Origin of the sequence: Spirillospora sp. NPDC052242, assembly GCF_040679555.1 — a bacterium.
GTDB lineage: Bacteria > Actinomycetota > Actinomycetes > Streptosporangiales > Streptosporangiaceae > Spirillospora.
On record NZ_JBFAUZ010000015.1, the window covers coordinates 1 to 25,865 of the forward strand.

Sequence of the window (25,865 nt, forward strand, 5' to 3'; positions counted from 1 at the left end):
GTCCGGGGTCCGCAGCATGACGATGTCGGCGCGGACGCCGTCCAGCCCGACGACACGGTCGACCGAACTTCCCTCGACGAGCGTCTCGCCCTCCGACTCCATGCCCAGCTCGGCGAAGAACGCGGTCACCGCCTCAAGGTCCTCGACAACAAGACGACGGCCGCTCCCCAGGCCGTGGGATGCGGCGGGTGCGCCGACGGCGACCCCGCGTGCACTCGTCGAAGTTTTTTCGCTGGGGCTGTCACGTCCGCCGGGTGGGCCGGGTCAGAGGAGTGAACGCACAGCTTCTGACTCTAAGGAGACCCCGATGTCCGCCACCCTGATCGCCGTCACCGTCGCCACCGCCGCCTGGGTCGGCTTTTCCGGCATCTCCCTGCTGCGCCGCGCCGACTTCGTCGTCCAGCCCCTCATCGCCTACGGGGTGCCCCGCACCTGGTGGACCTGGCTGGGGGCCGCCAAGCTCGCCGGCGCCGTCGGCCTGCTGGCCGGCCTGGCGGTGCCGGCGGTCGGGATCGCCGCGGCGATCGGCCTGACGGCCTACTTCCTCGGCGCCATCGTCACCGTGCTGCGTGCACGCTCGTTCAAGACCCTGCCCTTCCCGGTGCTCTACCTGGCCCCGGTCGTGGCGACCCTGATCGTGACCTCGTGACCGACGCCGTCGAACACCTCGGGACGTCTCGCGCACGCGGCGGCCGGACGGCGCCGCGTCCGGGAAGGCCCGCCGGACGAGCGGGGTGGCGGCGGTCCGTTCCGCGGGGAGCACCGGACCGGGCCAGACGCGACCGCCCTTCCTGGATCGCGTCGTCGGCGTCGGCCGGCGAACCGAGCATGCGGTGGGCGCCCCCCTGAGACGAGGACGATGGTCCTCGAACCGAACGGCGAGGAACTCCGGCGAACGCAGCATCTCGCGACCGTCCGCGGCCGTCCCGTGAACCTGGAAGTCGTTCATCGCCCTCGCTCCGTTCTCGACGTGATCACCTTCGCTCGCCTGGAGAGCGACGATCAATGCGCGCTGTGCAAGGATCGTGAAGCTGGACTTAACGAGGGAGGTGTTCATGCTCGAGCGACACGAGCTGGAGGCTTTCCTCACCCTGGCCGAGGAACTGCACTTCGGACGCACCGCCGCACGGCTGCACGTGTCCACCGCCCGCATCAGCCAGACCATCGCCAAGCTCGAACGCCGGGCGAACGTGCCGCTGTTCGAGCGCACCAGCCGGCGGGTGGAGCTGACCGCGGTGGGGCAACGGTTGTACGAGTCGGTCCGCCCGGCCTGGGACCAGATCACCACCGCTTTCGAGCAGGCGATCGACACCGGCCGCGGCATGACCGGCACGATCCGGATCGCCTTCGTCGCGGCGGCGAGCGGGCACCTGCTGGTCCGGGCCGCCGACCTGTTCCGCGAGCGTCACCCCGACTGCGACGTCCGGCTCCGCGAAGCACAGATCATCGACCTGATGCCGTGGCTGCGGGACGGCGAGATCGACATCGTCCTCGGCACGCTCCCCCTCGACGAGCCCGGCATCGCCACCGGGCCGACGCTGCTGTCCGAGGCGCGCATGCTCGCCGTCTCGTCCGCCCACCCCTTCGCCCGCCGCGAGACGGTGAGCATGGAGGACCTGGCGAGAGTCAAGCTCATCCAGCTACCGGACAACCTTCCGGCCGCCATGCGCGAAGACCGCACTCCGCGCACCACTCCGGCCGGACGCCCGATCGAACCCGGCCCGACGGCCGCCACCATCAACGAGGCGCTCACCCTCATCGGCGCCGGCCGCGGCGCCTTCACCATCGGCGCGCAGGCCACGCGCTACTACACGCGCCCCGACGTCGTCTACATCCCGTTCAGCGACGCGCCGCCGCTGCGCTGGAGCCTGCACTGGCGGACGAACGGCGCCACGGCGAGCGTGCTCGCGTTCGTGCAGGCCGCCCGCGACCTCACCGGCACCGACCACTGAGCTCGCCGCTCAAGACCCGGTTCACGGCCGGTGGAGAACTCTCGGGACTCCGCGCGTCAGCCCAGGGTGATGTCGAAGGCGCGGAGGCGGCTCGGGGCGGCGGTGATGTCGATGGCGGTGATCTCGGAGCCGGTGAAGGCGAACTGGATGACCAGGGAGAGCCGGCCGAGCGGGGCCATGACCAGCGCCGGGGCGCCGTCCACCAGGGCGGGGACCGTGAAGCGGGCGCGGTGGGCGGAGGCGAGGGCGCTCTTGGCCACGACCAGGGCGCCCTGGAGGGTGAGGGGTCCGGCGGCGCCGGTGACCTCCGGGTCGGCGCGCAACTCGACCTGGGGATCGAGCAGCGTGAGCAGCGCCTCGAAATCACCGGTCCGGGTCGCCGTCAGGTACGCCTGCACCGCTTGACGGTGGCGGGCGTCGTCCGCGGCCGTCGTTCCGGTGCCGCCCCGGACCTTGGCGCGGGCCCGGCTGGCCAGCTGCCGGACCGAGGCGGGATTGCGCTCCATCATGTGCGCGATGTCGCCGAAGCCCACGTCGAACATGTCGTGCAGGACGAACGCGACCCGCTCCGCCGGGCTCAGCCGGTCCAGGACGACCAGAAGCGCCAGCCCGATCGAGTCGGCCAGCTCGGCCTCCTCCTGCGGGACGCGGTCGTCGTCGGCCGCGCCGAGCCACTCGGTGGTGAAGCTCTCCAGCGACTCCTCGCGCCGGGTCTGCCGCGCCCGCAGCAGGTTGAGGCAGACCCGGGTGACCACCGTGGTCAGCCAGGCCGCCCGGTTCCGCACCTCTGCCAGGTCGGTGCGGTCGTACCGCAGCCAGGTCTCCTGGACCGCGTCGTCGGCCTCGGCGGCGGAGCCCAGCATTCGATAGGCCAGTGCCCGCAGCCGGGGGCGCTCGGCCTCGAAGCCGTCCAATACCGAAGAATTCTGGGTCACCGTGTCACGTTCCTGCGCCGGGTCGGGGGTCATCGCCGTGTTGCACCGCCAACCTACAAGAGGGAGATCACCCCAGGTCCATCCGGGCGTCCCGCCCCGCCGGAACACGGCGGGGGCGAGCGCGGACGCCGTGCGGGGGCCGTCCGCGGGACGTTCAGGTCGGTGTCCGTGCGGTGTCCCGGACGGCCTGGCACCGACTCTCGGGGGATCCGGCCGGAAGAGCGAGTGATCGGTTCCGAGGCCGTGCGGATCGGCCACCGCTGGTGGTGAGCACAATCGCGGCACCGGCTGGATTGTGTGCCGCAACAGTCTTATGTGTATTCGGCCTTCTTGATATATGAGTGTCTTACTCTCGTCTGTGAGAGTGCCATTCTCTATATGGAGATCTCGAATTCGCCTCCCCGATCCGGCATCGCCACGGACGACTTGGAGCACACATGAACGACAACGCCCCTACCTCTAGCGGGATCGAGCGCAGGCGGCTGCTCGGTGCGGCGGCGCTTGGCGGGATCGGGCTCGCCGCCGGGCTGCCTGCCGGACGTGCGAACGCCGCGGCTCGCCCGTCCCGGGCGCCCGTCACCGAGCGGCGGGAGCGCGCAGTCGTCGTCGGGTCCGGCTTCGGCGGAGGGGTCACCGCCCTGCGGCTGGGCCTGGCCGGGGTGCGGACGCTCGTCCTGGAGCGGGGCCGCAGATGGAAGACGGGGCCCAACTCCCATACGTTCTGCCGAATGGCGAACGTGGACGGACGGTCGGCCTGGCTGACGACCGAAAGCGGGATTCCCGGGGTGCCGGGAACTTGGGAGCCGTACACGGGCGTGATCGAGACTGTGCAGGGCGACGGCATGACCGTCCAGTGCGGCTCCGCGGTCGGCGGGGGCTCGCTCACCTACCACGGCATGACGCTCCAGCCGTCCGAGGAGACCTTCGCCGCGTCCATGCCGATGATGGCCGACGACTACGCCGCGCTGAACCGGTGGGCTTACCCTCTCGTCTCCCGGATGCTGCGAATCACCACCGTCCCCGACGACGTCCTCGCCGCCGATCCCTACCGGTCGTCCCGGCTGTTCCTCGAGGTGGCCCCCGACGCCGGGCTGGAGACCTTCCGGGTGCCGCTGCCCGTCGACTGGACGTATGCGCGCGGCGAGCTGGCGGGCAGGTACGAGCCGACGTACACCACCAGCGACCTGACCTTCGGGGTGAACAACGGCGGTAAGCATTCCATCGACGTCACGTACCTGGCCGCGGCGGAGGCGACGCGGCGGGTCGAGGTCGCGCCGCTGCACGTGGTCCGCGACCTGTCGATGGACGATCGCAGGCGCTGGGTGCTGGAGGTCGACCGGATCGACACCTGCGGGGCCGTCCGGGAGCACCTGCGGATCACGGCCGACGCCGTGTTCCTCAACGCCGGTTCGCCCGGCACGACACGGCTCATGGTCAAGGCGAAGGCGAAGGGGCTGGTGCCCGACCTTCCGGACGCCGTCGGCTCGCGGTGGGGCAACAACGGAGACCGCATCTTCGCGTGGGTGCAGATGGACGGCGATCCCGGACGGCCGCAGGGCGGCCCGGCGTGTGTGGGGGGCCGCGTCGCCGACAGCCCCATCCCGTACACGATCATCCACGCCGGGTCGCCCATGCTCCCGCCGGACGGTACGAAGATGATGACCGTCGTCGGTTACGGGGTGGTCGAACCGACCGGCAGGTGGACCTACGACGCGGCCTCCGACGACGCCAAGCTGACCTGGGATCCGGCGGGCGACGCCGACCTGCAGACACTGATCCGCGCGCGGATGGACGAGCTGGTGCGGGTCGGCGGCGGCATGATGATCGACCGGGACGCTCAGGGGCCCTCGACCTGGCACGCCCTCGGCGGCGTGCCGATGGGCGACGCCGTCGACCGCCTCGGCCGCGTCCTCGGCCACCGCGGCCTCTACGTGCTGGACGGCGCCCGCATCCCCGGCTCCACCGGCGACTGCAACCCGTCCATGACCATCGCCGCCCTCGCCGAGCACAGCATGGCCGGCATCCTGCGCCAGGATCTCGCGCGGGTCTTCTGACCGCCGCCTAGAGTGCCGAGATGACGTCCCCTACGGCGGCCTCTTCGAGCACACCGAGCGCCACCTCGGTCCCGTCACGCGCGCCGAACCGCCGGATCTCCTCGGATACAACCGCCCGACCCTCGCGCAGGCCCGCGACCCGGACTTCCGGGCCATGGCGGAAGCGTTCGCCGTTCCGTCCGCGACGACACCCACTAAGTCCCGAAACGCCACCGGCAACGGCTCTGCGTATGGGACGCCGACGAGGCCAGAGAACAGACCGTGCACGCGGCCGTCCGAAACTGCGCGGAACGCGCGATTCAGGTCCGAGCGCTCAGGCGGTCCGTCGCGAGCTTCCGGAGGTCGTCGGTCTTGATCTTGGAACTGCCGGTGAGGGGGAGTTCGTCCTCGGCGAAGAAGAGCACGTGGCGCGGCACCTTGTAGCTCGCCAGGCGCTCCCGCAGGAAGTCGCGCAGCGCGCCGGCGTCGCGGGACGCGCCGTCGTGCGGGACGACGCAGCCGACGACGACCTCGCCGAGGGTCTCGTGCGGGACGCCGACGGTGTGCGTCACCTTGACGGCGGGATGGGCGGCGAGCGCCTCGTCGACCTCGCGGGGCGACACGTTCGCGCCGCCGGTCTTGATGACGTCGGTGAGGCGGCCCGCCCAGAGCAGCCGGCCGTCGGTGTCGAGGCGGCCGCCGTCGCCGGTGTGGAAGAACCCTTCGGCGTCGAGCGTCTCGTCGAGGGGCGTGCCGAGGTACCCGAGCATCAGCGTGGGGCCCTTGACGCAGATCTCGCCGCGCTCGCCGCGGGGGACGGTCTCGCCGGTGAGCGGGTCGACGATCTTGACCGTGTTGCCCGGGAGCGGTTCGCCGCTGCTCCCGGCGTGGACCGCGTCCGGTGTGTTCGCCGGGTAGGCCGTCGTGATCGTGAACGTCTCGGTGTTGCCGTAGGCGTGGCCGGGCTCGGACCATCGCGACGACACCGTCGGGTGCTTCGCGAGCGGGGTGCCGAAGTCCACGAACCGCAGGCTGCTCAGGTCCGCATCGGCGTAGCCCGGTGCGGTCTCGAGCTGGGCCCACTGGTGCGGCCAGGCCAGCGGCAGTGTCACCCGTTCCGCCTGCATCAACTCGAGCGCCCCGGCGGGGTCGAACGTCGGCTGCAGGACGAGCGAGCCGCCCGCGGCCAGGGTCGTCCCGATCGCCATGCCGAAGTTGCCGGACCAGAAGAACCCGTTGGCGGTCCAGGTGTGCACCTCGTCGTCCGGCCCGACGCCGTACATCCGCCGGAACCGCCACAGCTGGACGGCGACGCCGCGGTGCGCGCTCACGATGCCCTTCGGGCGGCTCGTGGAACCGGACGAGAAGAACAGCACGGCCGTGTCGCTCGGCAGCACCGCATCCGCCGCCGCCTCCAGCAGCCCGCGCGGCTCGCCGTCTCCGCGCGCCAGGAAGGCGTCCCAGCTCTCCACGCCCGGCGCGGCCTCGCCGACCGCGGCGAGGTGCCGCAGGTACGGGTACCGCGCCGACCGCAGCGGCCCGACCGCCGTGCCGATGCCCGGTTCCAGTTCGGTGAGGACGGCCGCGAAGTCGCGCTTCGCCACCGTCCGCTCGAACAGCAGGACCGCGACGCCGGACGCCCGGAGGAGGTGGTCCAGTTCGGGCGCCGTCGAGAAGGTGCTGAGGGTGACGGCCACGCCCCCGGCGAGCGACGTGCCGAACACCGCCGCGAGCCACTCGGCACGGTTCGTCATCAGGACGCCGACGCGGCCGTCCTTGCCGAGGCCGCACGCCCGCAGGGCGCGGGCCACCTCCAGCGAGCGTTCCCACAGGTCGGTGTAGGTCCAGCGGACGGTGCCCGCGCCGGTGCGCATGACGAGCGCCTCGCGCTCGCCGTACCGGGACGTCACCTCGCGGAGGAACCCGGGCAGCGTCAGCGGCCCGAGGCCGGGCTCGGAGTCGAGCGGCGGTCCCGAAACGAGGGAGGGCGGCGGGGTGGGGGAGTGTGTCTGGGCGCCCATCGGCGATCTCCTGACGCGGAAGGGGACTAGAGCGGGAGCTCGACCTCGGCGGTGCAGGTCACCAGGACGGAACCCGTCTGGTCGGTGAGGCGGCAGGAAGGCGCGGTACTCGGTGGTGAAGGTGGCGATGCCGTGCGGGCCGATCACGCGGCGCGGCAGCCGGTCGCCGACCTCGACCTCCTCGAACCGCGGGGAGACGCCCATGCGGTTCGACATGAGCCAGTCGTGCCGGATCTTCGCGACCTCGTCCAGTTCGTCCCGCGTCCAGTTCTTCACCGGGCCGAGCCGGTCCTCGTACATGCCGCGCCGGCGCGCCTCCTCGTACAGGTAGCGGATCGCGGTCGACCGTTCGCGGGCCACCAGCGCGCCGTGCTGGTCGGTGTGGACGGTGTCGCCGCGGGAGAACATGGTCGGCCCGGCGAACTTCGTCTCGGTGACCTTGTAGTCGTGGAAGCGGCGTTCCTGGAAGAGCTTGTCGCCGGGCCGCACGCGGTTGCCGTAGAACCACCACTCCTCGCCGCCGAAGATCAGGTGGCTGCCCGGGATGCGGCCGACGCAGGCGGGCGCCGCGCCGTGCCCGTAGTCCAGCGCGACCGCGATCGACTGCGGCGCGACGATCCCGCCGAACTTCGAGTCGCGGGCGAACTCCTCGTCCCAGTGCAGCGGATTGGGGTAGTCCATCGCCATGACCCAGCGGCGGACGTCGGAGGCGCTGCACGGTTCCCACAGCTGCCCGCCGCCGATCGGACCCGGTCGCGGCCGACGAGACCGCCCGGTTCCGCCGCGCGGTCGAGGACCACCGGAAGTACTCCCACGCCTCGACCGTCGCCTCAGGGAGCATCGACGTGCAGCGGATGCTGCTCGTCCGCGCGCTGCTGGCGGCGCCGTGAACACCGACCTGAGCGAGGAGGCCGCCGAGTACGGGCGTCAGGCGACGCGCGCGTTCGAGGCCGCGGGCGGGGACGCGCTCGTCCGGGACGCCGAACGCGATCTCAGCGACGCCGAAGTGGAGCGCAGCGGCGTCGAGGCGCTCGCGAAGTACGCGCTGTGGAGCGTCCAGGCGGGCCTGCCGGAGGCGCCGGCCGACGTCCTCGCGCTGCGGCTCGCGGCGCTGGAGGCGGCCGACGCGGTGTTCCGCACAGCGCACCTGCTGCACGGCGCCGTCGGCTTCTGCGACGAGTCCCCGCTGTCGTGGCTGTCGCGGTACAGCAGGCCGATCCGCCGGCTGCCGCTCGGCCTGTCCGCGACCCGGGACCGGCTGACCCGCGAGATCGGGCGCCGGGGCCTCACCGGCCTGTTCCCGGGCGGCGACCGGTGACGGCCGCCGACCTCGACGCCTTCCGGGCGGGCGTCCGCGACTGGTGCCGGGAGCACGTCCCGAAGGACTGGCGGCGCACGCAGACGGGCGTTCCCGACGAGGAGTTCGTCGCCTTCCAAAAGGAGTGGTTTCAGGAGCTGCGCCGGGCCGGGTACGCCGTCCCGCACTGGCCCGCGGCATGGGGCGGCGGGATGCCCGTCGCCGAGCAGGCCGTCCCCTACGAGGAGCTCGCCGCCCACGACGCGCCCCGCCTCGTCCTGGCGTTCGTCGCGATCCACCACGCGGCGTCCACGCTGCTCGCGGCGGGCACCAACGCCCAGCGCGCCCGGCACCTGCCCGCGATCCTCGACGGCGAGATCTGGGTGCAGGGGTTCTCCGAGCCCGACGCCGGGTCCGACCTCGCCGCGCTGCGGACGTCCGCGCGCAGGGAGGGCGACTCCTACGTCGTCAACGGCCAGAAGTGCTGGGCGAGCGGCGCCGCGCACGCCGACTGGTGCCTCCTGCTCGCCCGCACCGACCCGGGCGCGCCGAAGCGGCACGGCATCTCCTACTTCCTGATGGACATGCGGACGCCCGGGATCGAGGTGCGCCCCACCCGGCAGGCGACCGGCGAGGCGCACTTCTGCGAGATCTTCCTGGACGACGTCGCCGTCCCGGCCGCGAACCGCATCGGGCCCGAGAACGGGGGCTGGCGCGTGGCGCAGCAGACCCTCGGCGCCGAACGCGGCATGACCATGCTCGAACTGGCCGAACGGCTCGGCGGCGGCTTCCACCGGCTCGCGGCGCTGTGCGCGCGGACCGGCGCGCTCGACGACCCGGTGACGGGCGACCGGCTCGCCGCCCTCGAGACCGAGCTGACGGGACTGCGCGCCCTCTGCGCGAAGCTGGTCGCGAGCGACCGCCCCGGCCCGGCGGACGCCTCCATCGTGAAGCTCCTCTACAGCGAGCTGCTGCAGCGGATCACCGACCTCGGCGCCGAAGCCGCCGGACTGGACGGCCACACCGAGCTGCGCAAACCCCTGTCGAGCGGATGGGAGTCGGGCGCCTGGCCGCTGGACTTCATCGCCTCGTGGGAGTGGACCATCCCGGGCGGCACCAGCGAGATCCAGCGCACCATCATCGGCGAGCGCGGCCTCGGCCTGCCCCGCGACCCGGGGGAGGGCCGATGACCGCGGACCTGTCGGAGTTCCACGACGAGCTGCGCGCCTCCGCGGCGGGCCTGCTCGCGAAGAAGGCGGGCTGGCGCGCGGTCGCCGCCGCCGGATGGCCCGGCCTGGAGGCGCCGGCCGCGTTCGACGGCGCGGACGGCACGTTCGCCGAGGTCGCGGTCGTCCTGCGGGAGATCGGGAGGGCCGCGGCGCCGGGCCCGTACCCGTCGGTCGCGGCGCTCGCGATCGGGACGCTCGGCCTGCTGCACGAGAGCCCGGCCCGGGACGGGCTGCTCCGGGCGACCGTCGCGGGCACCGCCGTCCCCGTCGTCGCGATGGACGCCGAGGGCGCGGAGACGTTCCGCGTCACCGGCGGCACGCGCGGACACGGTCCGCGCTTGGACGGCTCGGCCGCGTTCGTCCTCGACGCCGCCGCCGCGGACCGCGTCCTCGTCCCGGCCCTCGACCCGGACGGGACGCCCGTCGTCGTCGACGTCGCCGCGGCCGACCTGACCGTCGAGGAGCGGCCCGTCCTCGACGCCACCCGGAGCTTCGGCCGCGTCACCGCCGCCGGCGTCGCCGTCCGCCCGGACGCGGTGCACCGCTACCGCGTCCCGGACGCGCCGCGGCGGCTGCGCGACCGGGCCGCCGTCGCCGTCGCCTGCGACAGCCTCGGGCTCGCCGAGGCCATGCTCGACGCGACCGTCGCGCACACGACCGCCCGGCGCCAGTTCGGCCGTCCGGTCGGCTCGTTCCAGGCGGTGAAGCACGCGTGCGCCGACATGCTCGTCCGGGTGACGGTGGCCCGCGAGCTGGTGGCCGCGGCCGCCGCGGCCCTCGCGGGCGGCGGACCGGACGCGGCCGTCGCCGCCGCCATGGCGAAGTCGTACGCCTGCGCGGCCGCCGTCGAGGTCGCGGGGAAGGCGATGCAGCTGCACGGCGGCATGGGCTACACGTGGGAGAGCGGCGTCCACGTGTACCTGAAGCGCGCGGTCCTCAACCGCTCCCTGTTCGGGACGCCCGCGCACCACCGCGCCCGCCTGGCCGGACGCCACGCCCGCACCTGACACGGTGGCCGACATGGTCGGCGGGGGCAGAGGGAGCGTTCGCGTGCCGAGTCAGCCTCAGCTCAGACGAGGTGAAGCTTCCGCAGCCGTTCGGTGATGTGCCAGGTCGTACGGTCACCGGCGACGAGGCGGACAAGGACTCCGGGTAGGAGGTGTCGAAAGGCTGCGACCAGCCGATGTACCGGAACTGCTCCAGAGAGAGCGGTTCAGTGGCCGAGCGTTCTTTGACCTGGGCGTAGTCCGTCGCCACGGCCGCCAGGGTGCGCCGTGCCGCGTCGTGGTGGCCGTGCAGGGCGGGGGAGGGGTCGGCGAGTCGGCCGAGCAGCCGCTCGACGCTGCCGGCTATGTCCGGTACATCGCTGAACAGCGAGGGCGAGAGCCCCAGCGGACGGGGATCGATCAGCAGAGCGACCTGTAGAAGGGCCACCGACGCGACACGACTACGTCCGCCCCGAGGCAAGCCACTGCGGGCGGTCGGCGCCTCCGTCGATGAGGCGGTGACCGCGATCGGCCAGGCGGCACGCGTCCGCTGGAGCACCTGGGTACGACCCGAATGGATCGGCCTGCTACATCGGCTATCCTCGCGCCTTCCTCTCGATGGAGGCCGTCTACCGCTTTGCCGCGGCAGGCGAGAGAACACCGTGAGCGCTGAGCCTTGATACCCGCCCTCGCCACCCGCGCCGGCGCGGTCATCGGGACGCCCGCGTTCGTTTGTCAAGCGGCGGGCCCGGCTGTGGGGGCGGGGGAGAGCCGGTAGGCGTCGCCATGGAGGATCACGTGGCCCGCGGTGGGTGGCGCAAAGTGGGTGCCCAGCACGAGGGCGCCGGTGCCGGCGAGCGAGGCGAGGAGCCTGCGGCGTGTGACTTCGGCTTGTTCGGGGTCGATGTCGACGCACGAGCCGATCGCGGGGTGGGCGAACTGGACGGGGTGATGGATGCAGTCGCCGGTGATCAGCGCCGTGGCGCTCCGGCTGTTCACTTGGACGGCGACGTGGCCGGGGGTGTGCCCGGGGGTGGGGATCAGGCGCAGGCCGGGAACGATCTCGGCGCCCCCGGCGGGGACGTCGATGATTTCGAGCAGTCCCGCCTCCTCGACCGGGATCACCGAGTCGCGGAACATCTGCTTGCGCGGCTCGTCCATGTCGTGGCCGGCCCAGAAGTCGCGCTCGGCGCGGGAGGTGACGTAACGGGCGTTGGGGAAGGTGGGAACCCACTCGCCGTCCATCTCCCGTGTGTTCCAGCCGACGTGGTCAGTGTGCAGATGTGTGTGGATCACCAGGTCCACGGTTTCGGGGGTGAATCCGGCGGCCGAGAGGCGTTCGAGATAGTCGGTCCGCAGGTCGTGCCAGGCGGGGTTGGCCCGTGTCTTGCCGTTGCCGATGCCGGTGTCGACGAGGACACGCAGTCCGCCGATGGTGAGGGCGAAGCTGTGGCTGTCGATGTGCAGGATGCCGTTGGAGTCGGCGAAGTCGGGGCGTAGCCAGTCTTGCCGGTCGATGAGGTCCGGGGTGGCGTCGGGCAGGAGCCAGGGGCCGGTCGCGGGCGGCAGAAGAACCTCGTCGATGCGGTGGACCGTGACATCGCCCACGGTCCAGGAGGCGGCGGGTGAAGTGCTCATGATGGTCGTCTCCTTGGTTTTCAGCGAGCGTGGTCCGCTGCGGTGGGGAGCGCCTCGCGCCGTCTCGCGGCGAGTGCCGCCACCGCCGCGGCGGCGAGGAGGGCGGAGCCCATGGTGTAAGCGTGGGAGGTGGCCGGCAGTCCGAAGTGCTGGGTTGCGGCGCCTGCGGCGATGGCGGGCAGGCTCATGGACAGGTAGCTGAGGACGTAATAGGAGGCCAGGGTCGCGGCGCGGTCCCGTTGGTGGAGCGGGGCGAGCAGCATGCGCAGCGCGCCCTGCGAGACGGCCCCGAAGGCGACGCCGGCCAGGGCCGCGCCTCCGTAGACGGCGGGCAGGCCGACGCCGTGCAGGCCGAGCAGGGTCATGGCCGCGGACGCGACGACGATCAGGCTTCCGCCGGTGACGGCGGTGGTCGGCGCCGCCCGTCGCAGTGCCCACACGGTGAGCGCGGCGGCGGCGCTGACGGTGAAGAAGACCGTGCCGCCGAAGGCGTGCGGAAGGCCGGGGACCACGAGGTGCACGAGCGCCGGGCCGAGGGAGGAGTAGAAGCCGCCGAGTGCCCAGATGGCGACGATTCCGGTGCCGGTGGTCAGCAGTGCACGGCGCGCCGATGGCGGCGCGGAGAGCCGCGGGCGCAGGGAGCGCAGTGCTCCGGCGTGGGGACGCGCCGTCTCCCTGGTGCACGCCGCCGCTATCGCTTGGGCGGCGAAGAGCGCCGCCAGCAGGACGTACACGGTGGACGTCGGGGCAGGCGCGAAACGGACCAGGAGGGTGGCGACGAGTACGCCGGCGGCCGTGCCGGCGACCGGGGCGATGCTGTTGGTCAGGGCGGACCGGTCCGGACGGCGGCAATCCGCCAGGTCCAAGAGTGCGGCGCCCGCGGCGCTGGTGGCCGCGCCCGTGGCCGCTCCCTGCACGACGCGGGCGGTGATCAGCTCTCCGGCGCCGTCCGCCGAGGCCAGGAGCAGCATGGAGGTCGTCTCCAAGAGCAGGGCGCCCGCCAGGACGGGACGCCGTCCCAGGTGGTCGGAGAGTGTTCCCGTGGTGAGCAGGGCCACCAGCAGTGTCAGGGAGTAGACGCCGAAGACGACTGTGACGGTCAGGGCGGTCAGGCCCCACCGGTCCTGATACACGGGGTACAGGGGCGTCGGCGCGCTGGACGCCGCCAGAAGGGTCGCCAGGATCGACGCGTCGAGGACGAAGGGCACCGTGCGGCTCGCCGTGCCGAGAGAGGCGTGGGGGCATGGTGCGGGCGCGCCTGATGAGACGCCGGGCATGTGACTCCTCTCCCGCTAAAAGCAATGATTTTGCTTTAAGTCAGCGTAGGTCGTAGGGTCACTTAAAGCAAACCGTTAGCTTTTGGTGCGGGGCTGCTCCGTCGCCCCGCCAGGTCAGGAGAGAACACCCATGTCCGCCGATGACCTCACGCCGCCGGAGGCGGCCCGTTGGGCCGACCGAGCCGGTCTCGCGCTACCGGCCGACCGCCATGCCCCGGTGGCCGCGACAGCGAACCACATCCACTCCGTAGTCGCGGTCCTCCGGGACCTGGACTTCGGTGACACCCCGCCCGCCGCCGCCTATCGCGCGGGAGAGGAGAAGCGCGATGCAGCCGTATGAGCTGTCCCTGACCGCGGCGGCCGACGCGATTCGCGCCCGGAAGCTGTCCCCCGTCGAGCTGGTGGACTCCGTACTCGACCGCATCGAGGCAGTGGAGCCACGCCTGGGAGCCTACGTCGTGATCACCGCGGAACGGGCCCGCGGGGCCGCGCGCGAGGCCGAGCGGGATGTCGTGGCCGGCCGGTGGCGCGGCCCACTGCACGGCGTCCCCATGGGCCTGAAGGATCTGGTCGACGTCGCCGGCATGGCCACCGCGGCCGGCTCCCGGGTTCGTGCCGAACACCGCGCCGAGCGCGACAGCACGGTCGCCGCCCGCCTGACCGCGGCCGGAGCGATCTTGCTTGGCAAGACCCACACCCACGAGTTCGCCTACGGTCTGACCACCCCGCAGACCAACAACGCGTGGGGCCGGGACCGGGTCGCCGGCGGCTCCAGCGGCGGGTCCGCCGTCGCCGTCGCCGCGGGAGCCGCCACCTTCGCCCTGGGCACCGACACCGGCGGATCGATCCGCGTGCCCTCCGCGCTCAACGGGGTCGTCGGACTGAAGCCGACCTACGGCCTCGTCTCCCGTCACGGCGTCACCTCGCTGTCGTGGTCGCTGGACCACGTCGGGCCGATCACCCGCACCGTCGAGGACGCCGCACTGGTCCTCGACGCTCTGGCGGCCCACGACTCCCGCGATCCCGCCTCCTTCGCCGCGCCCTCCGCGGACCGCCGACCGGGCGCGGGCACGGATTTGACCGGCCTGCGCGTCGCAGTGCCGAGCAACTACTACTTCGACCACGTCGCCCCTGAGATCGAGAGCGCCGTCCGGCACGCCATCGACCACCTCGAAAGTCTCGGCGCGCGCCTCGTCGAGGTCGAGATCCCCATGGCCCGCTACATCCACGCCACCCAGTGGGGCCTGATGGTCCCGGAGGCCACCGCCTACCATGAGCGCACCCTGCGCGCGGTCCCCGAGCTGTACCAGGCGGACGTCCGCATCCTGCTGGAAGCCGGCGAACTGATGCCGGCGGGCGACTACCTGCGCGCCCAGCGTTCCCGCACCCTCATGCGGCGGGCCTGGGCCCGCGTACTGGAGGACGTCGACGTGATCGCCGCCCCGACGGTCCCGGCGACCGCCGTGAAGGCCGACCAGTCCACCCTCACCTGGCCCGACGGCACCGTCGAGGGCGTCTCCGACGCCTACGTACGCCTCTCGGCACCGGCCAACATCACCGGGGTGCCCTCGCTCTCGGTACCGGTCGGTCACGACACGGCGGGCCTGCCGATCGGCATGCAACTGCTCGGCCGCCCCCTCGGCGAGGCCGTACTGCTGCGGGTGGGCCACGCCTACGAGCGGACGCGGCCCGCGCGCGAGCTCGCGACGGCGTGACGATCGGGGAACGGGGCGGGCCCGGCCGGTACCCGGGACGGCCGGGGCCGGTCCTGAGCCCTTGAAGCAATCGATTAGCTTTAAGCTGGTTCCATGACTCGAAAACCATTGGTCCGCCCCGGTGGGCGCAGCGCCAGGGTCCAGGCGTCGGTGCATGCCGCCGTACGCGAGCTCGAGTCGGAGATGGGCCGGGAAGCGCTGACCGTCCCCTTGGTGGCCGCCCGGGCCGGAGTCACCCCGTCCACCATCTACCGCCGCTGGGGCGACCTGCAGGAGCTGCTGTCGGACGTGGCGGTCGAGCGTCTGCGGCCTGAGACGGCGCCGGAGGACAGGGGGGATCTGCGGTCCGACCTGGAGGCCTGGGTCGAGCAGTTCTTCGAGGAGATGGCCTCCCCCGCGGGACGCGCCTACATCCGTGACGCCCTGCTCGGCGACCCGGACGGCGGTAACGCCGGCCGATGCTCGGCCTACGCGGCCGAGCAGATCGACGTCGTGCTCGCCCGCGCCGCCGACCGAGGAGAACGTGCACCCGCGGTCGAGACGGTCCTCGACCGCGTCGTCGCCCCGGTGATGTACCGCATCCTCTTCCGCCCCGACGGGCTCGACGCCGCCTACGCGCGTCAGCTCGTGACCGGGCTCCTCGACTCGGCCGACCGATGACCGTGCGCCTCGATCCGCTGCCGCTCTGGTCATTCTCGCATTCGCCCTGGTGAGGGGCGGTGGGTCGCGCGAGACTCGAACCCACAACCTCCGTTTAACGGTGGGCGGACGGTGCCGCGTCCAGGCTCGGTCAAGGAAGCCCAGTTCGTCGCGGCGGGAGCGGTTGACCCACTTGGACGCGGCGGCTGGGCGATCTCCTTATCTGCGGCGACATAGGCGATCGGTCTGGTCTTGCAACGCTCAATACGGCGACGGTGTCGTGGGACGCCTACAAGTACTGCGCTTGGCCATAGCCGAAAGACCAATCGGCCTCGCGGTTCTCGTGGACCACGATGAAGATGTTGTGGGGTGCGATGTGCGTCTGCTCGGTGAGTCGCCGACAAACTTGCGCGTACATCTGACGCTTCTGTTCGTCGGTCCGACCTCCCCGCATTGTGATGTCGATGTAGACAATGCCGTCGTCACGGGGGACTTCAAGGTAGGTCCCGTGCCGAAGTGTTCCGGTCGCGCCGTCATGATTGGTCAAAGTCTGAAACCGATCCTCGGGCGGGAATCCGAGCGACTCGGTGAGCGCCTGCTGAACGGCGTCTCCGACGGCTTCGAGTTGGGCCGGCTCCAGCTTCAGAACATCGATACGGACCAGGGGCATGGCAGTTCAACCTTCCCAGCCGGTCAGAAGCGCGATGATCCCCTCGATCGCGGTAGACATGGCGCGCGGGTCCTGCAGAGCGCGTGCGAGCACATAACCGCCTTGGATCGTCGCGACCACAGCGGACGAGACATCCTCTGGAACCAGATGCGGGGCGATCTGCCCCGCCCCATGAGCCTCCTCCAGCAACTGCCGCAGGCGCTCGGTCAACCAGGAGAAGTACTCCTCGACAGGGCGCCGTAGCGCGTCGTCGGCCACCACGTCCGGGTCGAGGGCCATACGCCCCACAGGGCATCCTCGGAGCGCTTCCCGTTCAACACGCAGATAGGTCACGATGCGATCCAGGGCTGGTCCGGGGCGCTCCAGCGTGGCTTCGGCCCGCAACCGCATGTCCTGTGCCGTCGTAGCGAGCGCCTCGCCGGCCAGCCCTCGTTTCCCGTCGAAGTGGTGGTACATGCTGCCCTGCCCGACCTTCGCCAAGGCCTGGATCGCGGCCGGGCTAGTCCCGATATAACCGCGCTCCCAGAGCAAGGCCCTTGTGCTTTCGAGTAGACGATCACGGTTGGTCACACCCCGACTGTACATAACAGTAGGTACAGGAGGCCACCGCCGCAGCCGCCCCCAACGCCATGCCCCAAACCGGCCGAAGTCACCTCGATCCCGAGGATCTCGCGGTGCCCGTCGGCGTTGACACCGGGGGACGGTGGCATCGGCCGGGCCCGTGAGCGCCGCTGCCCGGTGTTCGGCTGGTCAGCGGCGCTCGGCGTGCCGCCGGAGGCCGGTCGGTGTGGCAGGAGGGGCAGCGGTAGTTGCCCTGGGGGATTGGCCCGCGATGCTGGTGCGGCGAGCCAGTTCATCGCCGGGTGGCGACGATGACCGCTCCGGCGGCGTGGTCGGCCAGCGGAAGGGGCTGGGCGCTGGACGACGTTGCTGCGGGAGCACCGGCCCGGGTGCAGCGGTTCGCCGAGGTCGTAGGAGTCGATCTCGTCGGCGGTGCCTTCGTGCAGGTAGAACCGGGCAGCCGGGGCGCGTCGTCGAGAACACGGCGGCCGCGCGGGACGTTGGTGACATGACACACCCGGCCCGGCTTGCTTAACTATGGACGATCTTGTCGTTACTGTCGTACCCCAGGGTCGGCGATGCGGTCACCGGAGGTAGCGATGAGGTCCAGACGGTGGATGCTCGTCGCCTGGCTGATCATTGGAGCGCTAGCCGCCGGACAGCGCAACTACTACACCAACTTTGACGGCAGCTGCGCCAAGATCGCCACGATCGGAATCACCTTGGCCTCCGGCCCGCTCAACTACATCGGTCTCAACCCCACCGCCAACTGCAAGGTTCCCCAGCCGAGCAAATAACGTGTCGGGCTCTGCGACCGCGTCATCGTGAGAGTCGCGGGGCCACAACCGACTCTTCGTTTTCGGTGGCGGGTCATCGGTCGTGCCCGACTGCCGGGCGGGCAGGGTCTCACGGGCCCTGGCGGGTCTCCTTTTGGGTTGATGAGGCGACATATTGCTGGTCAGGTACCCGAGCGTGCCCCCACCATCTTGGTCGGCTTCCTGTGCCCCGCACCGAGGCGGTGACTTCCCGGAGACCCTCACCGGCGCCCGCAGGTACGTGTTGGCGGTCGTCGAGCATCACACTTGCCGGCGACTCCCCGACCTGTTCGACGCCGTCCTGACCGATGTCGGCATCCAGACGGTGCTGATCGGGGTGCGATGCCGAGGATGAACGCGGTGATGGAATGGAGGGTGCAGACCTGACGCCGCGGACCCCTCGACCGAACCCTGATCTGGAGCCAGAGGCGCCTGCTCCAGGCCTTCCGCGCCAAGACCTTCTACAACGAGCATCGACCTCACCAGGGCATTGCGAACGCTTGCCCACTGACGCCGGCGCCTACCCCGATAACCGAACCGGACGAGCTCACTCGCCTGGGCATTCGAAGAGGGATGGCGGGGTGTTGTCGGTCAGCGCGACTTTCGTCACCTTCGGTGGCGCTTCTGGCGGCGGTGCTTGGGGGCGGGGCGCTGTTGCGGTGGCTTTTTACGGGCGGGCTGTTGCTGGGGATTGCGGCCGCGGGAGCTGTTGGGGGTGCGGCCGCGGACGATGCCGATCAGTTCCTCCATGAGGTCGGTCGTCACGGCCTCGAGCCAGGCCAGGCCGATCTGGGACTGAGGAGCGTCGGACACGGTTCGGTAGGTGAGGTCTTTTCGGTGGTGGAGGCGGGCCAGAGATTGCGGGAGCAGCAGGACGCCGGCTCCCGCAGCCACCAACTCGATCGCGCCGGCGGTGCTCTCAGGACGGGTGAAGGCAGGTTGCCCGGGGCGATCGTCCCAGGTCAGGACCTCGTCGAGTGGCTCGAACACGTCCTCGTCGGCGAGATCGGCGAGCTCCACCTCCTCCACTGCGGCCACCGCGTGATCCTTCGGCACCACGACCACGGTCGTCTCCAAGTACAGCGGGATCACATGGAGGGCCTCGCGGTCGACGGGCAGGCGTACGAACGCCGCGTCCACGTCACCGTTCCGCAACTGGGGGACGACCTCGGTCGCCGGCATCTGCAGCAGGCGAAGCGGCACCTCCCGGACCCGCTCGGCCCACACGCCGGCCCACTTCCCGGGCGTCACGCCCGGCACGTAGGCCAGCCGGAACTCACCATCGGTCATTCCACCACCCTAGTCACGTCCGGACAGTTACCTCCCGCTGGCTACCCTTGAGGTCATGGGCACGTCCAAAGCAAAGACCCCGCAGACCATGAAGTCCGCGACCGCGGCCAAGAAGCTGGGGATCCTGCTGTCGGCAGCACCTGCCGAGTTCCAGGAAGGTCCTGTCTCCCGGGACGAATTGAACGCGCTCCAAGCCGACCCGCCCTCATGGCTGGCGAACCTGCGCCGTGAGGGCCCCCACCCCCGCCAGGTCGTCGCCGCCAAGCTCCGCGTCTCCGTCTCAGGTCTGGCCCGCGCCGGCATCACGGGCCCTCTCACCACAGCCGAGATCGAGAACCTGAAGGCCGAAAGGCCCGACTGGCTGGAACGCGAGCAAGCCGTCCAAGCGGAAGTCCGCAAGGAGGAACTCCGCCTCAAGCAGCAGCGCGCCGAGGCCTGACACGGATGCCCCGGCCGCGCGCACCGCGGCCCCCTCTGTGTCAGGCTCAAGTGGGACATCAGGGCACTAGCGTTCTGAGTCATTAACTCGCCTGGCAGTACGAACTGACAGCGTCGAGGATTTCGTCGGCTGTCTTCGTCCAGCCGAAGGGCCTGGTTCCTCGTTCCATGCGGTGATCCAGGCCCGGATGTCCTTCTCCAGGGCTTGGACGCTGTGGTGGACACCGCGCCGTATCCGTTTGTTGGTCAGCTCAGCGAACCACCGCTCGACCAGGTTGAGCCAGGAGGAGCCGGTCGGGTGAAGTGCAGGTGGAAGCGAGGGTGCGCCGGCAGCCACCTACGGATCGTCTCGGTCTTGTGGGTCGCATAGTTGTCGCCGGAAAGTGCGACACAGCCGGAAACCGTACAGTCCCCGGCTCGGACGTTGGGGCGCCTCATCCCGAGCGCGAGCAACGGGCCCCGGCTTTCTACGCCGGGGCCCGTTGCGCGTCGGCGGGGCCGGATACGTTCGCGGCGCGGTCGAGCAGCTCGGTCAGGAGCGCGCGCTCACCGGGAGAGTAGACGTCGGTGTCGTCCATGACCGCTTTCAGGGCCACGGCGCGCCAGGCGAGGTCGGGTGGGCTGCTCGCGGCGGTCGTGGTGATCGCCGCGAGGACCGCTTCGCGCAGCCGGTCCGCGAGGGCGGGATCGCGTTCCTCGGATGGCGTCGCGATGAGGTTCATCGTGACGCCGACGCAGGCGGAGTGCATCATGCTGACCGCCGTGTCGACACCGACGACGAGGCGGCCGGCCTCCGCGATGCGTTCGACGAGCATGTGGAGCCGCGTCACGCCCTGTTCGGCGGCGGGGTGCCTGTGCCCTGGGTTGGGCTGGGCGTACATCAGCAGGTAGTGCGCCGGATTGTCCAGGCCGAACCGGACGTGCAGATCCCACCCGCCGCGCAGGTCGTCGACCGGATCGTCGGACAGCTCCTGAGCCTGTTTGCCCGCGAGGTAGCGCGCGAAGCCGTCCGCGGCGACGGCTTCGAGCAGCCCGTTCATGTCGGCGAACAGGCGATACAGCGTGGGGGACTGCACCCCCGCGGCCGCGCTGACGGCGCGGGTGGTCACGGCTTCACGGCCCTGCTCGTAGAGCAGCCGGGTCGCCGCGTCGATGATCCGCCGACGGACTTCTCCTCGTTCGCTCACGTGGCGATGATAACAGGATTTCGTTGTCACCGCTTGCGTTAGCGGTGATCGTTGTTTAGCGTTAGCGCTGACAACTAGGAGCGGTCATGAACAGATCGATACCGACGCGGATGGTCATCGCGGCGTTCCTGGCCGGGGCCTTGGCACTCGGCGTGGCCGCGTGCGGCTCCGGCACGGACGCAAGAGATGCCGCCGCCCGCCCGACGGCGTCCAGCACGGGTGGCTCGTCTACGCTGCGCGACCGCACCGAACTGGTGAAGGGGCTGGAGGCGCCCTGGGGGCTTGCGTTCCTTCCTGATCGCTCGGCGCTGGTCTCCCTGCGGCTGGCCGGACGGATCGTCCGCGTACCGGCGGGCGGTGGCGAGGCGCAGACCGTGGGCACGGTCCCAGACGTCCAGACCAGCTCGGAGGGCGGGCTGCTCGGGCTGGCCACCTCGCCGCGGTTCGCGTCGGACCGCACCGTGTTCGCCTACGTGTCCAGTTCACCCACCAACCGCGTGGTCGCGCTCCGGATCGCCGAGGACTACCGCTCCCTCAGCCAGACCCGCGTCCTGCTGGACGGCATCCGGACCGCCGACCGGCACCACGGCGGCCGGCTCCGCATCGGGCCCGACGGCAACCTGTGGATCGGGACGGGCGACGCGTTCGAGCCCGCGAACGCCGCCGACGACAGCTCGCTGAGCGGCAAGATCCTCCGGATTCGCCCGGACGGGTCGATCCCTCGCGACAACCCGTCCGGCACCGCCATCTACTCCAGCGGACATCGCAACGTCCAGGGCATCGCCTTCGCACCGGACGGCACCATGTACGCCTCCGAACTCGGCCACCGCACCTGGGACGAGGTGAACGTCCTCCGTCCCGGGCGGGACTACGGCTGGCCCGAGACCGAGGGGGTCGAGGGCGACACCGGGGAACGGCCGATCGCCACCATCCATCCCGACGAGGCGTCCCCATCCGGGGTCGCCTACGCGCGCGGCTCGCTGTGGATCGGCGCGCTCGGCGGGCAGCGCCTCTGGCAACTGCCCGTCCAGGGTCGGCGCGCGACCGGACGGCCGATCCCGCACCTGGTCGAGACGTATGGACGTATCCGCACGGTCGAGGTGGCACCGGACGGGTCCCTGTGGATCGTGTCGTCCAACACCGACCGCGCCACCTGGGGTGGCACCGACGCGGGCCCCGGCGACGACCGCATCATCCGGATCCAACTCCCCGCACAGAGTTGAGAAGGAGCGCGATGAACAGCCACGGCGACCGGTTCGCCTCCGAACCCGATGTCACACCCGAACGGAAGCCGGAGTTCCTCCCCGAGTCCACTCGCCGGACGATGCTCAAGGCCATGGCGGCGACCGCGGCGGGAACGGCTGCGGTCGGGACGGGGGCGGCCGCCGCCCCGGCCGCCGCGGCCGAAACGGCAACGGCCGGGGCGGCCACCGCACCCGCACAGGCCATCGCCGCCGGGTCGTCGGTGGAAGTCTCGTTGAAGGTCAACGGGCAGATGCGCAAGGTCGCCCTGGAACCAAGGGTGACGCTGCTCGACGCGTTGCGTGAACGCCTCGGCTTGACCGGCACCAAGAAGGGCTGTGACCGGGGTGAGTGCGGGGCGTGCACGGTGCTGGTCGACGGGGAGCGGGTCAAGTCCTGCCTCACCCTTGCGGTGATGCGGCGAGGCGCCGAGGTCACCACGATCGAGGGGCTCGCGCGTGACGACGACCTGCACCCGGTGCAGGAGGCGTTCATCGAGCACGACGCGTTCCAGTGCGGCGCCTGCACGCCCGGTCAGATCATGTCCGCCGTGGCCTGTATCGACGAGGGCCATACGGGTTCGGAGGCGGAGATCGGCGAGTGGATGAGCGGCAACCTGTGCCGCTGCGCCGCGTACCAGAACATCGTCGCCGCCGTCGGTGCGGCCGCCAGGGAGGTACGGCGGTGAGGGCCTTCGGATACACGGCCGCGGGCAGCCCGGCCGAGGCGGTACGGATCGCCGCCGCCACGCCCGGTTCGACGTTCGTGGCGGGCGGCACCGACCTGCTGAACCTGATGCGGGACGGTGCGGAGGCCCACGACCACCTCATCGACGTGAACGCTCTCGACCTCGACGGCGTCGATCTCGACCCTAGGAGGCTGCGCGTCGGTGCGCTGGCCAGGATGCGGCAGGTCGCCGAACACCCCGTGGTGCGCCGAAAGTTCCCCGTCCTGTCGGAGGCACTGCTGGCCTCGGCGTCCCCGCAAGTCCGCAACATGGCCGCGATCGGCGGGAACCTGCTGCAGCGCACCCGGTGCGGGTACTTCCGGGACGCCGGCTCGGCGTGCAACAAGCGGGTTCCGGGCAGTGGTTGCCCGGCGCTCACCGGGCACAACCGGGCACACGCGATCCTCGGCGGCAGCGACCACTGCATCGCCGCACACGCTTCGGACCTGGCGGTGGCACTGACCGCGCTGGACGCGTCCGTGCACCTGCTCGGCCCCGGCGGCGAACGCGACGTCCCGATCGGCGACTTCTTCCTCCTTCCCGGATCGGCGCCCACCCGGGAGACCGCGATGCGCCCGGGCGAACTGATCACCCGGGTGGACGTGCCGCGCACGCCCCTGGCCGCGCGTTCGCGCTACCTGAAGCTGCGCGACCGCGCCACCTTCGAGTTCGCGGTGGTGTCGGTGGCGGCCTCACTGCGCACCAGGGGCCGCGTGGTGGAGGACGTACGGCTGGCGTTCGGCGGCGTGGGAACCCGTCCGTGGCGGGACGTCCGCGTCGAGGCGGCGCTGCGCGGCCGTCCTCTCACCGCGGCGGCGATCACCGAGGCGGGACGCGTCCTGGTGCGAGACGCGCGCCCGCGCGAAGGGAACGGGTTCAAGGTCGAGCTCGTCCAGCGGGCGCTGGAGAGCGTCCTCGGCGAGCTGGGAGGGGCCCGATGACCGAGCTGGTCGGACAGGGCGTTGAGCGGGTCGATGGCCGCGCGAAGGTCACCGGCACCGCCCGCTACGCCGCGGACAACGAGGTGCCCAACCCGCTGCACGGATTCCTGGTGATGAGCACCATCGCCCGGGGCGAGGTCACGCAGATCGACACCAGGGCGGCACTGGCACATCCCGGTGTCGTCCAGGTCTTCACGCACACCACCATGCCACGGTTCAGGACGGTGCCGGGCTTCCCCTACAACAGGACGTTCATTCCGATCCAGGACGCGCGGATCCACCACAGCGGACAGCCGGTCGCCTATGTCGTGGCCGAGACCCTGGAGCAGGCACAGGAGGGCGCCGCCCTGGTAAAGATCCGCTACCGGACGGAGAAGCCCACCGCACGACTGATGGACGCGCTCGACGAAGCGTTCCTGCCGGACGCTTTCCGCGAGCGACACAACGAGGTCGAGCACGGTGACGCCGAAGCGGCGTTCGCACAGGCCGAGGTGCGGATCCAGCAGACCTACACCAGCCCGATGCAACACCACAACCCGATCGAACCGCACACCACCACCGCCGTCTGGGACGACGGCGGCCTGACGCTGTACGAAAGCGCGCAGGGCGTGATGCTCACCCGGATGGCGGTGACGAACGCCTTCAGGGATGCCGATGGCAACGCTCCCGATATCCGGATCATCTCGCCCTACCTGGGCGGCGGCTTCGGCGCCAAGGGACCCACCTATCCACACACGCTGCTCACCGCCGCGGTGGCGCGGGAGCTCCGCCGCCCGGTGAAGCTCGTGCTGTCGCGCGCGCAGATGTTCACGTCCACTGGTCATCGCGCCGAGTACCGCCACCGCATCCAGCTCGGCGCCACGCGGCGCGGCGAACTGACCGCCATCGTCGACACCTCGACGGCACAGGTGACCCGCACCGACGAGCGCGTCTTCAACACCAGCGACTCCACGCTCAACCTCTACACCTGCCCGAACATCCACGTGCGGCAGATGGGCGTGCGGCTGGACCTGCCCACCTCCAGCTACATGCGCTCACCGGAGACCACCGCGCACTTCGGCCTGGAGACCGCGCTGGACGAGCTGAGCTACGAGCTCGGCATCGACCCGGTGGAACTGCGGATACGCAACCACCGCACCGTCATCGACCCCAGCACCGGCGAGCCCTACGAGAAGCACCTGCTGGAGTGCTACCGGGCGGCGGCCGAGGCGTTCGGCTGGCCACGCCGTAACCCCAAGCCGGGGACGACCAGGGACGGCGACGAGTACGTCGGCTGGGGCATGGCCACCGAGACCCACACCTACGCGGCGAACCCGTCCCAGGCCCAGATCGTGATCGGCGTGAACGGGCGGGCGACCGTCCGGGCCGCCACCCAGGACATCGGCACCGGCACCTACACCGTGCTCACCCAGGTCGCCGCCGACGGGCTCGGCATGCCGCTCGGCCACGTCACGACGCTGCTCGGCGACACCACCTTCCCCAACGCGTCCCTGTCGGCGGCGTCGGCCACGATGGCCAGCGTGGTCGGGCCGGTCTCCGATGGCGCGGAGCAGGCACGGAAGGACGTGATCGCGCTCGCCGTCGCCGACCCCTGCTCCCCCCTGCATGGCGTGCCCGCCGAGAACGTCGTGGTCGAAAACGGCCACCTGTTCGCGCGCGGCGACCGCCGCCGGAGGGACGGCTACCGCGCCGTCATGGCTCGCCATGGCAGCGAGATCCAGGTGCTCGGCAGCAAGCCCAACACCGGCGGGCACACGTTCGGCGCGGTGTTCCTGGAGGTCCGGGTCCGGCCACGACTCGGCAGCATCCGCGTGAGCCGGGTCGCGGCCGCCTACGACCTCGGCCGCGTCCTCAACCGCAGGACCGCCTACGGCCAGGTCATGGGCGGCGTCACCTGGGGCATCGGCTTCGCGCTGTTCGAGCACACGATGGTGGACCCGAACACCGCGCGCGTGGCCAACCCCAGCCTGTCCGGCTATCTGGTGCCAGTGAACGCCGACACGCCCAAGCTGGAGGTCATGTTCGTGGATCGCCCCATCGGCGACAGCGAGGCACTGGGCGCCCGGGGCTTCGGCGAGACACCGGGGACGGGCGTACCCGCGGCCATCAGCAACGCGATCTACCACGCCACCGGCCGCCGCCTCCGCGACGTCCCCTTCACCCAGGACAAGCTCCTCTGACCGCAGGCGCCGGCGCGAGCCGACCCGGGGCCCGGCCAAGGTGAGGATCCCTGCTCGGTCGAGTTCGCGCAGGATGCCCCACGCCCGGGCGG

At 71.2% G+C, this 25,865-nt stretch carries 23 protein-coding genes and 1 pseudogene; 15 read left to right on the forward strand and 9 right to left on the reverse strand.

The genetic code is table 11. The annotated features are described in order from the left end of the window. The first annotated feature begins 307 nt into the window (after positions 1–307). Entirely contained in the window at positions 308–649 is a 342-nt protein-coding gene (locus tag AB0L25_RS14480; RefSeq protein ID WP_500172015.1) for a DoxX family protein, read from the forward strand. Positions 650–1,055: 406 nt separating this feature from the next. Further along, positions 1,056–1,952, forward strand: coding sequence for a LysR family transcriptional regulator (locus AB0L25_RS14485; protein ID WP_500172017.1), 897 nt, complete (start codon positions 1,056–1,058; stop codon positions 1,950–1,952). A 56-nt stretch (positions 1,953–2,008) separates the two neighbouring features. On the opposite strand, the gene AB0L25_RS14490 is transcribed toward AB0L25_RS14485, so the two are convergent. Continuing rightward, on the reverse strand, positions 2,009–2,887 hold the full coding sequence (locus AB0L25_RS14490; RefSeq protein WP_500172019.1) for a sigma-70 family RNA polymerase sigma factor: 879 nt from the start codon (positions 2,885–2,887) through the stop codon (positions 2,009–2,011). Between the two features lie 437 nt (positions 2,888–3,324). Between AB0L25_RS14490 and AB0L25_RS14495 the strand changes: the two genes are divergently transcribed. Next, positions 3,325–4,941, forward strand: coding sequence for a GMC oxidoreductase (locus tag AB0L25_RS14495; protein ID WP_500172020.1), 1,617 nt, complete (start codon positions 3,325–3,327; stop codon positions 4,939–4,941). Positions 4,942–5,240: 299 nt separating this feature from the next. On the opposite strand, the gene AB0L25_RS14500 is transcribed toward AB0L25_RS14495, so the two are convergent. After that, the gene (locus AB0L25_RS14500; RefSeq protein ID WP_500172022.1) at positions 5,241–7,835 is read right to left on the reverse strand and encodes an AMP-binding protein; all 2,595 of its coding nucleotides are present in this window, start codon (positions 7,833–7,835) and stop codon (positions 5,241–5,243) included. Between AB0L25_RS14500 and AB0L25_RS14505 the strand changes: the two genes are divergently transcribed. From AB0L25_RS14505 to AB0L25_RS14515, 3 genes are read left to right on the forward strand one after another with little or no spacing between them, the layout of a single operon-like run. Then, positions 7,828–8,259 carry an acyl-CoA dehydrogenase family protein gene (locus tag AB0L25_RS14505; RefSeq protein ID WP_500172024.1) on the forward strand — a complete coding sequence of 144 codons (432 nt, stop codon included), beginning with the start codon at positions 7,828–7,830 and terminating at the stop codon, positions 8,257–8,259. The two genes, AB0L25_RS14500 and AB0L25_RS14505, sit on opposite strands and share 8 nt — an antisense overlap. Then, positions 8,256–9,428 carry an acyl-CoA dehydrogenase family protein gene (locus tag AB0L25_RS14510; protein WP_500172026.1) on the forward strand — a complete coding sequence of 391 codons (1,173 nt, stop codon included), beginning with the start codon at positions 8,256–8,258 and terminating at the stop codon, positions 9,426–9,428. The genes AB0L25_RS14505 and AB0L25_RS14510 overlap by 4 nt, the downstream gene beginning before the upstream one ends. Beyond that, on the forward strand, positions 9,425–10,474 hold the full coding sequence (locus AB0L25_RS14515; protein WP_500172028.1) for an acyl-CoA dehydrogenase family protein: 1,050 nt from the start codon (positions 9,425–9,427) through the stop codon (positions 10,472–10,474). The genes AB0L25_RS14510 and AB0L25_RS14515 overlap by 4 nt, the downstream gene beginning before the upstream one ends. Positions 10,475–11,188: 714 nt before the next feature. Here the strand turns inward: AB0L25_RS14515 and AB0L25_RS14520 are convergent. Continuing rightward, positions 11,189–12,061 (reverse strand): MBL fold metallo-hydrolase, encoded by an 873-nt coding sequence (locus AB0L25_RS14520; protein WP_500172030.1) that lies wholly within the window; start codon positions 12,059–12,061, stop codon positions 11,189–11,191. A gap of 50 nt (positions 12,062–12,111) precedes the next feature. Then, on the reverse strand, positions 12,112–13,299 hold the full coding sequence (locus AB0L25_RS14525) for an MFS transporter (protein ID WP_500172031.1): 1,188 nt from the start codon (positions 13,297–13,299) through the stop codon (positions 12,112–12,114). Positions 13,300–13,498: 199 nt separating this feature from the next. Between AB0L25_RS14525 and AB0L25_RS14530 the strand changes: the two genes are divergently transcribed. The 3 genes from AB0L25_RS14530 (at position 13,499) to AB0L25_RS14540 (ending at position 15,743) form a co-directional block, all read left to right on the forward strand. Then, a complete protein-coding gene (locus AB0L25_RS14530; protein WP_500172034.1) occupies positions 13,499–13,708 on the forward strand; it encodes a hypothetical protein in 210 nt (69 codons plus the stop codon). Beyond that, on the forward strand, positions 13,695–15,083 hold the full coding sequence (locus AB0L25_RS14535) for an amidase (protein ID WP_500172035.1): 1,389 nt from the start codon (positions 13,695–13,697) through the stop codon (positions 15,081–15,083). The genes AB0L25_RS14530 and AB0L25_RS14535 overlap by 14 nt, the downstream gene beginning before the upstream one ends. 150 nt (positions 15,084–15,233) lie before the next feature. After that, complete coding sequence (locus AB0L25_RS14540; protein WP_500172037.1) at positions 15,234–15,743, forward strand: TetR/AcrR family transcriptional regulator; 510 nt, start codon at positions 15,234–15,236, stop codon at positions 15,741–15,743. Between the two features lie 268 nt (positions 15,744–16,011). Here the strand turns inward: AB0L25_RS14540 and AB0L25_RS14545 are convergent, their stop codons facing one another. Both AB0L25_RS14545 and AB0L25_RS14550 read right to left on the reverse strand, forming a co-directional pair. Continuing rightward, positions 16,012–16,392, reverse strand: a complete 381-nt coding sequence (locus tag AB0L25_RS14545) for a tautomerase family protein (protein WP_500172039.1) — start codon at positions 16,390–16,392, stop codon at positions 16,012–16,014. A 6-nt stretch (positions 16,393–16,398) separates the two neighbouring features. Continuing rightward, on the reverse strand, positions 16,399–16,962 hold the full coding sequence (locus AB0L25_RS14550) for a TetR family transcriptional regulator C-terminal domain-containing protein (RefSeq protein WP_500172040.1): 564 nt from the start codon (positions 16,960–16,962) through the stop codon (positions 16,399–16,401). Between the two features lie 608 nt (positions 16,963–17,570). On the opposite strand from AB0L25_RS14550, the gene AB0L25_RS14555 reads away from it, so the two are divergent. After that, entirely contained in the window at positions 17,571–17,750 is a 180-nt protein-coding gene (locus AB0L25_RS14555; RefSeq protein WP_500172042.1) for a hypothetical protein, read from the forward strand. A gap of 624 nt (positions 17,751–18,374) precedes the next feature. On the opposite strand, the gene AB0L25_RS14560 is transcribed toward AB0L25_RS14555, so the two are convergent. Then, complete coding sequence (locus AB0L25_RS14560; RefSeq protein WP_500172044.1) at positions 18,375–19,058, reverse strand: LysR family transcriptional regulator substrate-binding protein; 684 nt, start codon at positions 19,056–19,058, stop codon at positions 18,375–18,377. Between the two features lie 55 nt (positions 19,059–19,113). Here AB0L25_RS14560 and AB0L25_RS14565 point away from each other — a divergent pair, with 55 nt between their 5' ends. After that, entirely contained in the window at positions 19,114–19,497 is a 384-nt protein-coding gene (locus AB0L25_RS14565; RefSeq protein WP_500172046.1) for a DUF5997 family protein, read from the forward strand. Positions 19,498–19,563: 66 nt separating this feature from the next. On the opposite strand, the pseudogene AB0L25_RS14570 reads toward AB0L25_RS14565, so the two are convergent. Further along, positions 19,564–19,871: pseudogene (locus AB0L25_RS14570) on the reverse strand (transposase); the annotation flags it as partial. Positions 19,872–19,963: 92 nt separating this feature from the next. Beyond that, the gene (locus AB0L25_RS14575) at positions 19,964–20,683 is read right to left on the reverse strand and encodes a TetR/AcrR family transcriptional regulator (RefSeq protein WP_500172048.1); all 720 of its coding nucleotides are present in this window, start codon (positions 20,681–20,683) and stop codon (positions 19,964–19,966) included. Between the two features lie 86 nt (positions 20,684–20,769). Between AB0L25_RS14575 and AB0L25_RS14580 the strand changes: the two genes are divergently transcribed. From AB0L25_RS14580 to AB0L25_RS14595, 4 genes are read left to right on the forward strand one after another with little or no spacing between them, the layout of a single operon-like run. After that, complete coding sequence (locus AB0L25_RS14580; protein ID WP_500172049.1) at positions 20,770–21,906, forward strand: PQQ-dependent sugar dehydrogenase; 1,137 nt, start codon at positions 20,770–20,772, stop codon at positions 21,904–21,906. An 11-nt stretch (positions 21,907–21,917) separates the two neighbouring features. After that, on the forward strand, positions 21,918–22,613 hold the full coding sequence (locus AB0L25_RS14585; protein ID WP_500172051.1) for a (2Fe-2S)-binding protein: 696 nt from the start codon (positions 21,918–21,920) through the stop codon (positions 22,611–22,613). Then, on the forward strand, positions 22,610–23,593 hold the full coding sequence (locus AB0L25_RS14590; RefSeq protein ID WP_500172052.1) for an FAD binding domain-containing protein: 984 nt from the start codon (positions 22,610–22,612) through the stop codon (positions 23,591–23,593). Before AB0L25_RS14585 ends, AB0L25_RS14590 begins: the two co-directional genes overlap by 4 nt. Next, positions 23,590–25,773, forward strand: a complete 2,184-nt coding sequence (locus AB0L25_RS14595; protein WP_500172054.1) for a xanthine dehydrogenase family protein molybdopterin-binding subunit — start codon at positions 23,590–23,592, stop codon at positions 25,771–25,773. Before AB0L25_RS14590 ends, AB0L25_RS14595 begins: the two co-directional genes overlap by 4 nt. Positions 25,774–25,865 lie beyond the last annotated feature (92 nt).

Excerpts from the sequence above, each read along its gene's own strand:
- AB0L25_RS14585 (WP_500172051.1), top strand. The coding sequence starts at position 21,918 with ATGAACAGCCACGGCGACCGGTTCGCCTCCGAACCCGATGTCACACCC.
- AB0L25_RS14595 (WP_500172054.1), top strand. The coding sequence starts at position 23,590 with ATGACCGAGCTGGTCGGACAGGGCGTTGAGCGGGTCGATGGCCGCGCG.
- AB0L25_RS14545 (WP_500172039.1), bottom strand. The coding sequence starts at position 16,392 with ATGCCCCTGGTCCGTATCGATGTTCTGAAGCTGGAGCCGGCCCAACTC.
- AB0L25_RS14530 (WP_500172034.1), top strand. The coding sequence starts at position 13,499 with ATGTCCGCCGATGACCTCACGCCGCCGGAGGCGGCCCGTTGGGCCGAC.
- AB0L25_RS14480 (WP_500172015.1), top strand. The coding sequence starts at position 308 with ATGTCCGCCACCCTGATCGCCGTCACCGTCGCCACCGCCGCCTGGGTC.
- AB0L25_RS14535 (WP_500172035.1), top strand. The coding sequence starts at position 13,695 with ATGCAGCCGTATGAGCTGTCCCTGACCGCGGCGGCCGACGCGATTCGC.
- AB0L25_RS14515 (WP_500172028.1), top strand. The coding sequence starts at position 9,425 with ATGACCGCGGACCTGTCGGAGTTCCACGACGAGCTGCGCGCCTCCGCG.
- AB0L25_RS14560 (WP_500172044.1), bottom strand. The coding sequence starts at position 19,058 with ATGACCGATGGTGAGTTCCGGCTGGCCTACGTGCCGGGCGTGACGCCC.
- AB0L25_RS14565 (WP_500172046.1), top strand. The coding sequence starts at position 19,114 with ATGGGCACGTCCAAAGCAAAGACCCCGCAGACCATGAAGTCCGCGACC.
- AB0L25_RS14495 (WP_500172020.1), top strand. The coding sequence starts at position 3,325 with ATGAACGACAACGCCCCTACCTCTAGCGGGATCGAGCGCAGGCGGCTG.
- AB0L25_RS14555 (WP_500172042.1), top strand. The coding sequence starts at position 17,571 with ATGCTCGTCGCCTGGCTGATCATTGGAGCGCTAGCCGCCGGACAGCGC.
- AB0L25_RS14580 (WP_500172049.1), top strand. The coding sequence starts at position 20,770 with ATGAACAGATCGATACCGACGCGGATGGTCATCGCGGCGTTCCTGGCC.
- AB0L25_RS14485 (WP_500172017.1), top strand. The coding sequence starts at position 1,056 with ATGCTCGAGCGACACGAGCTGGAGGCTTTCCTCACCCTGGCCGAGGAA.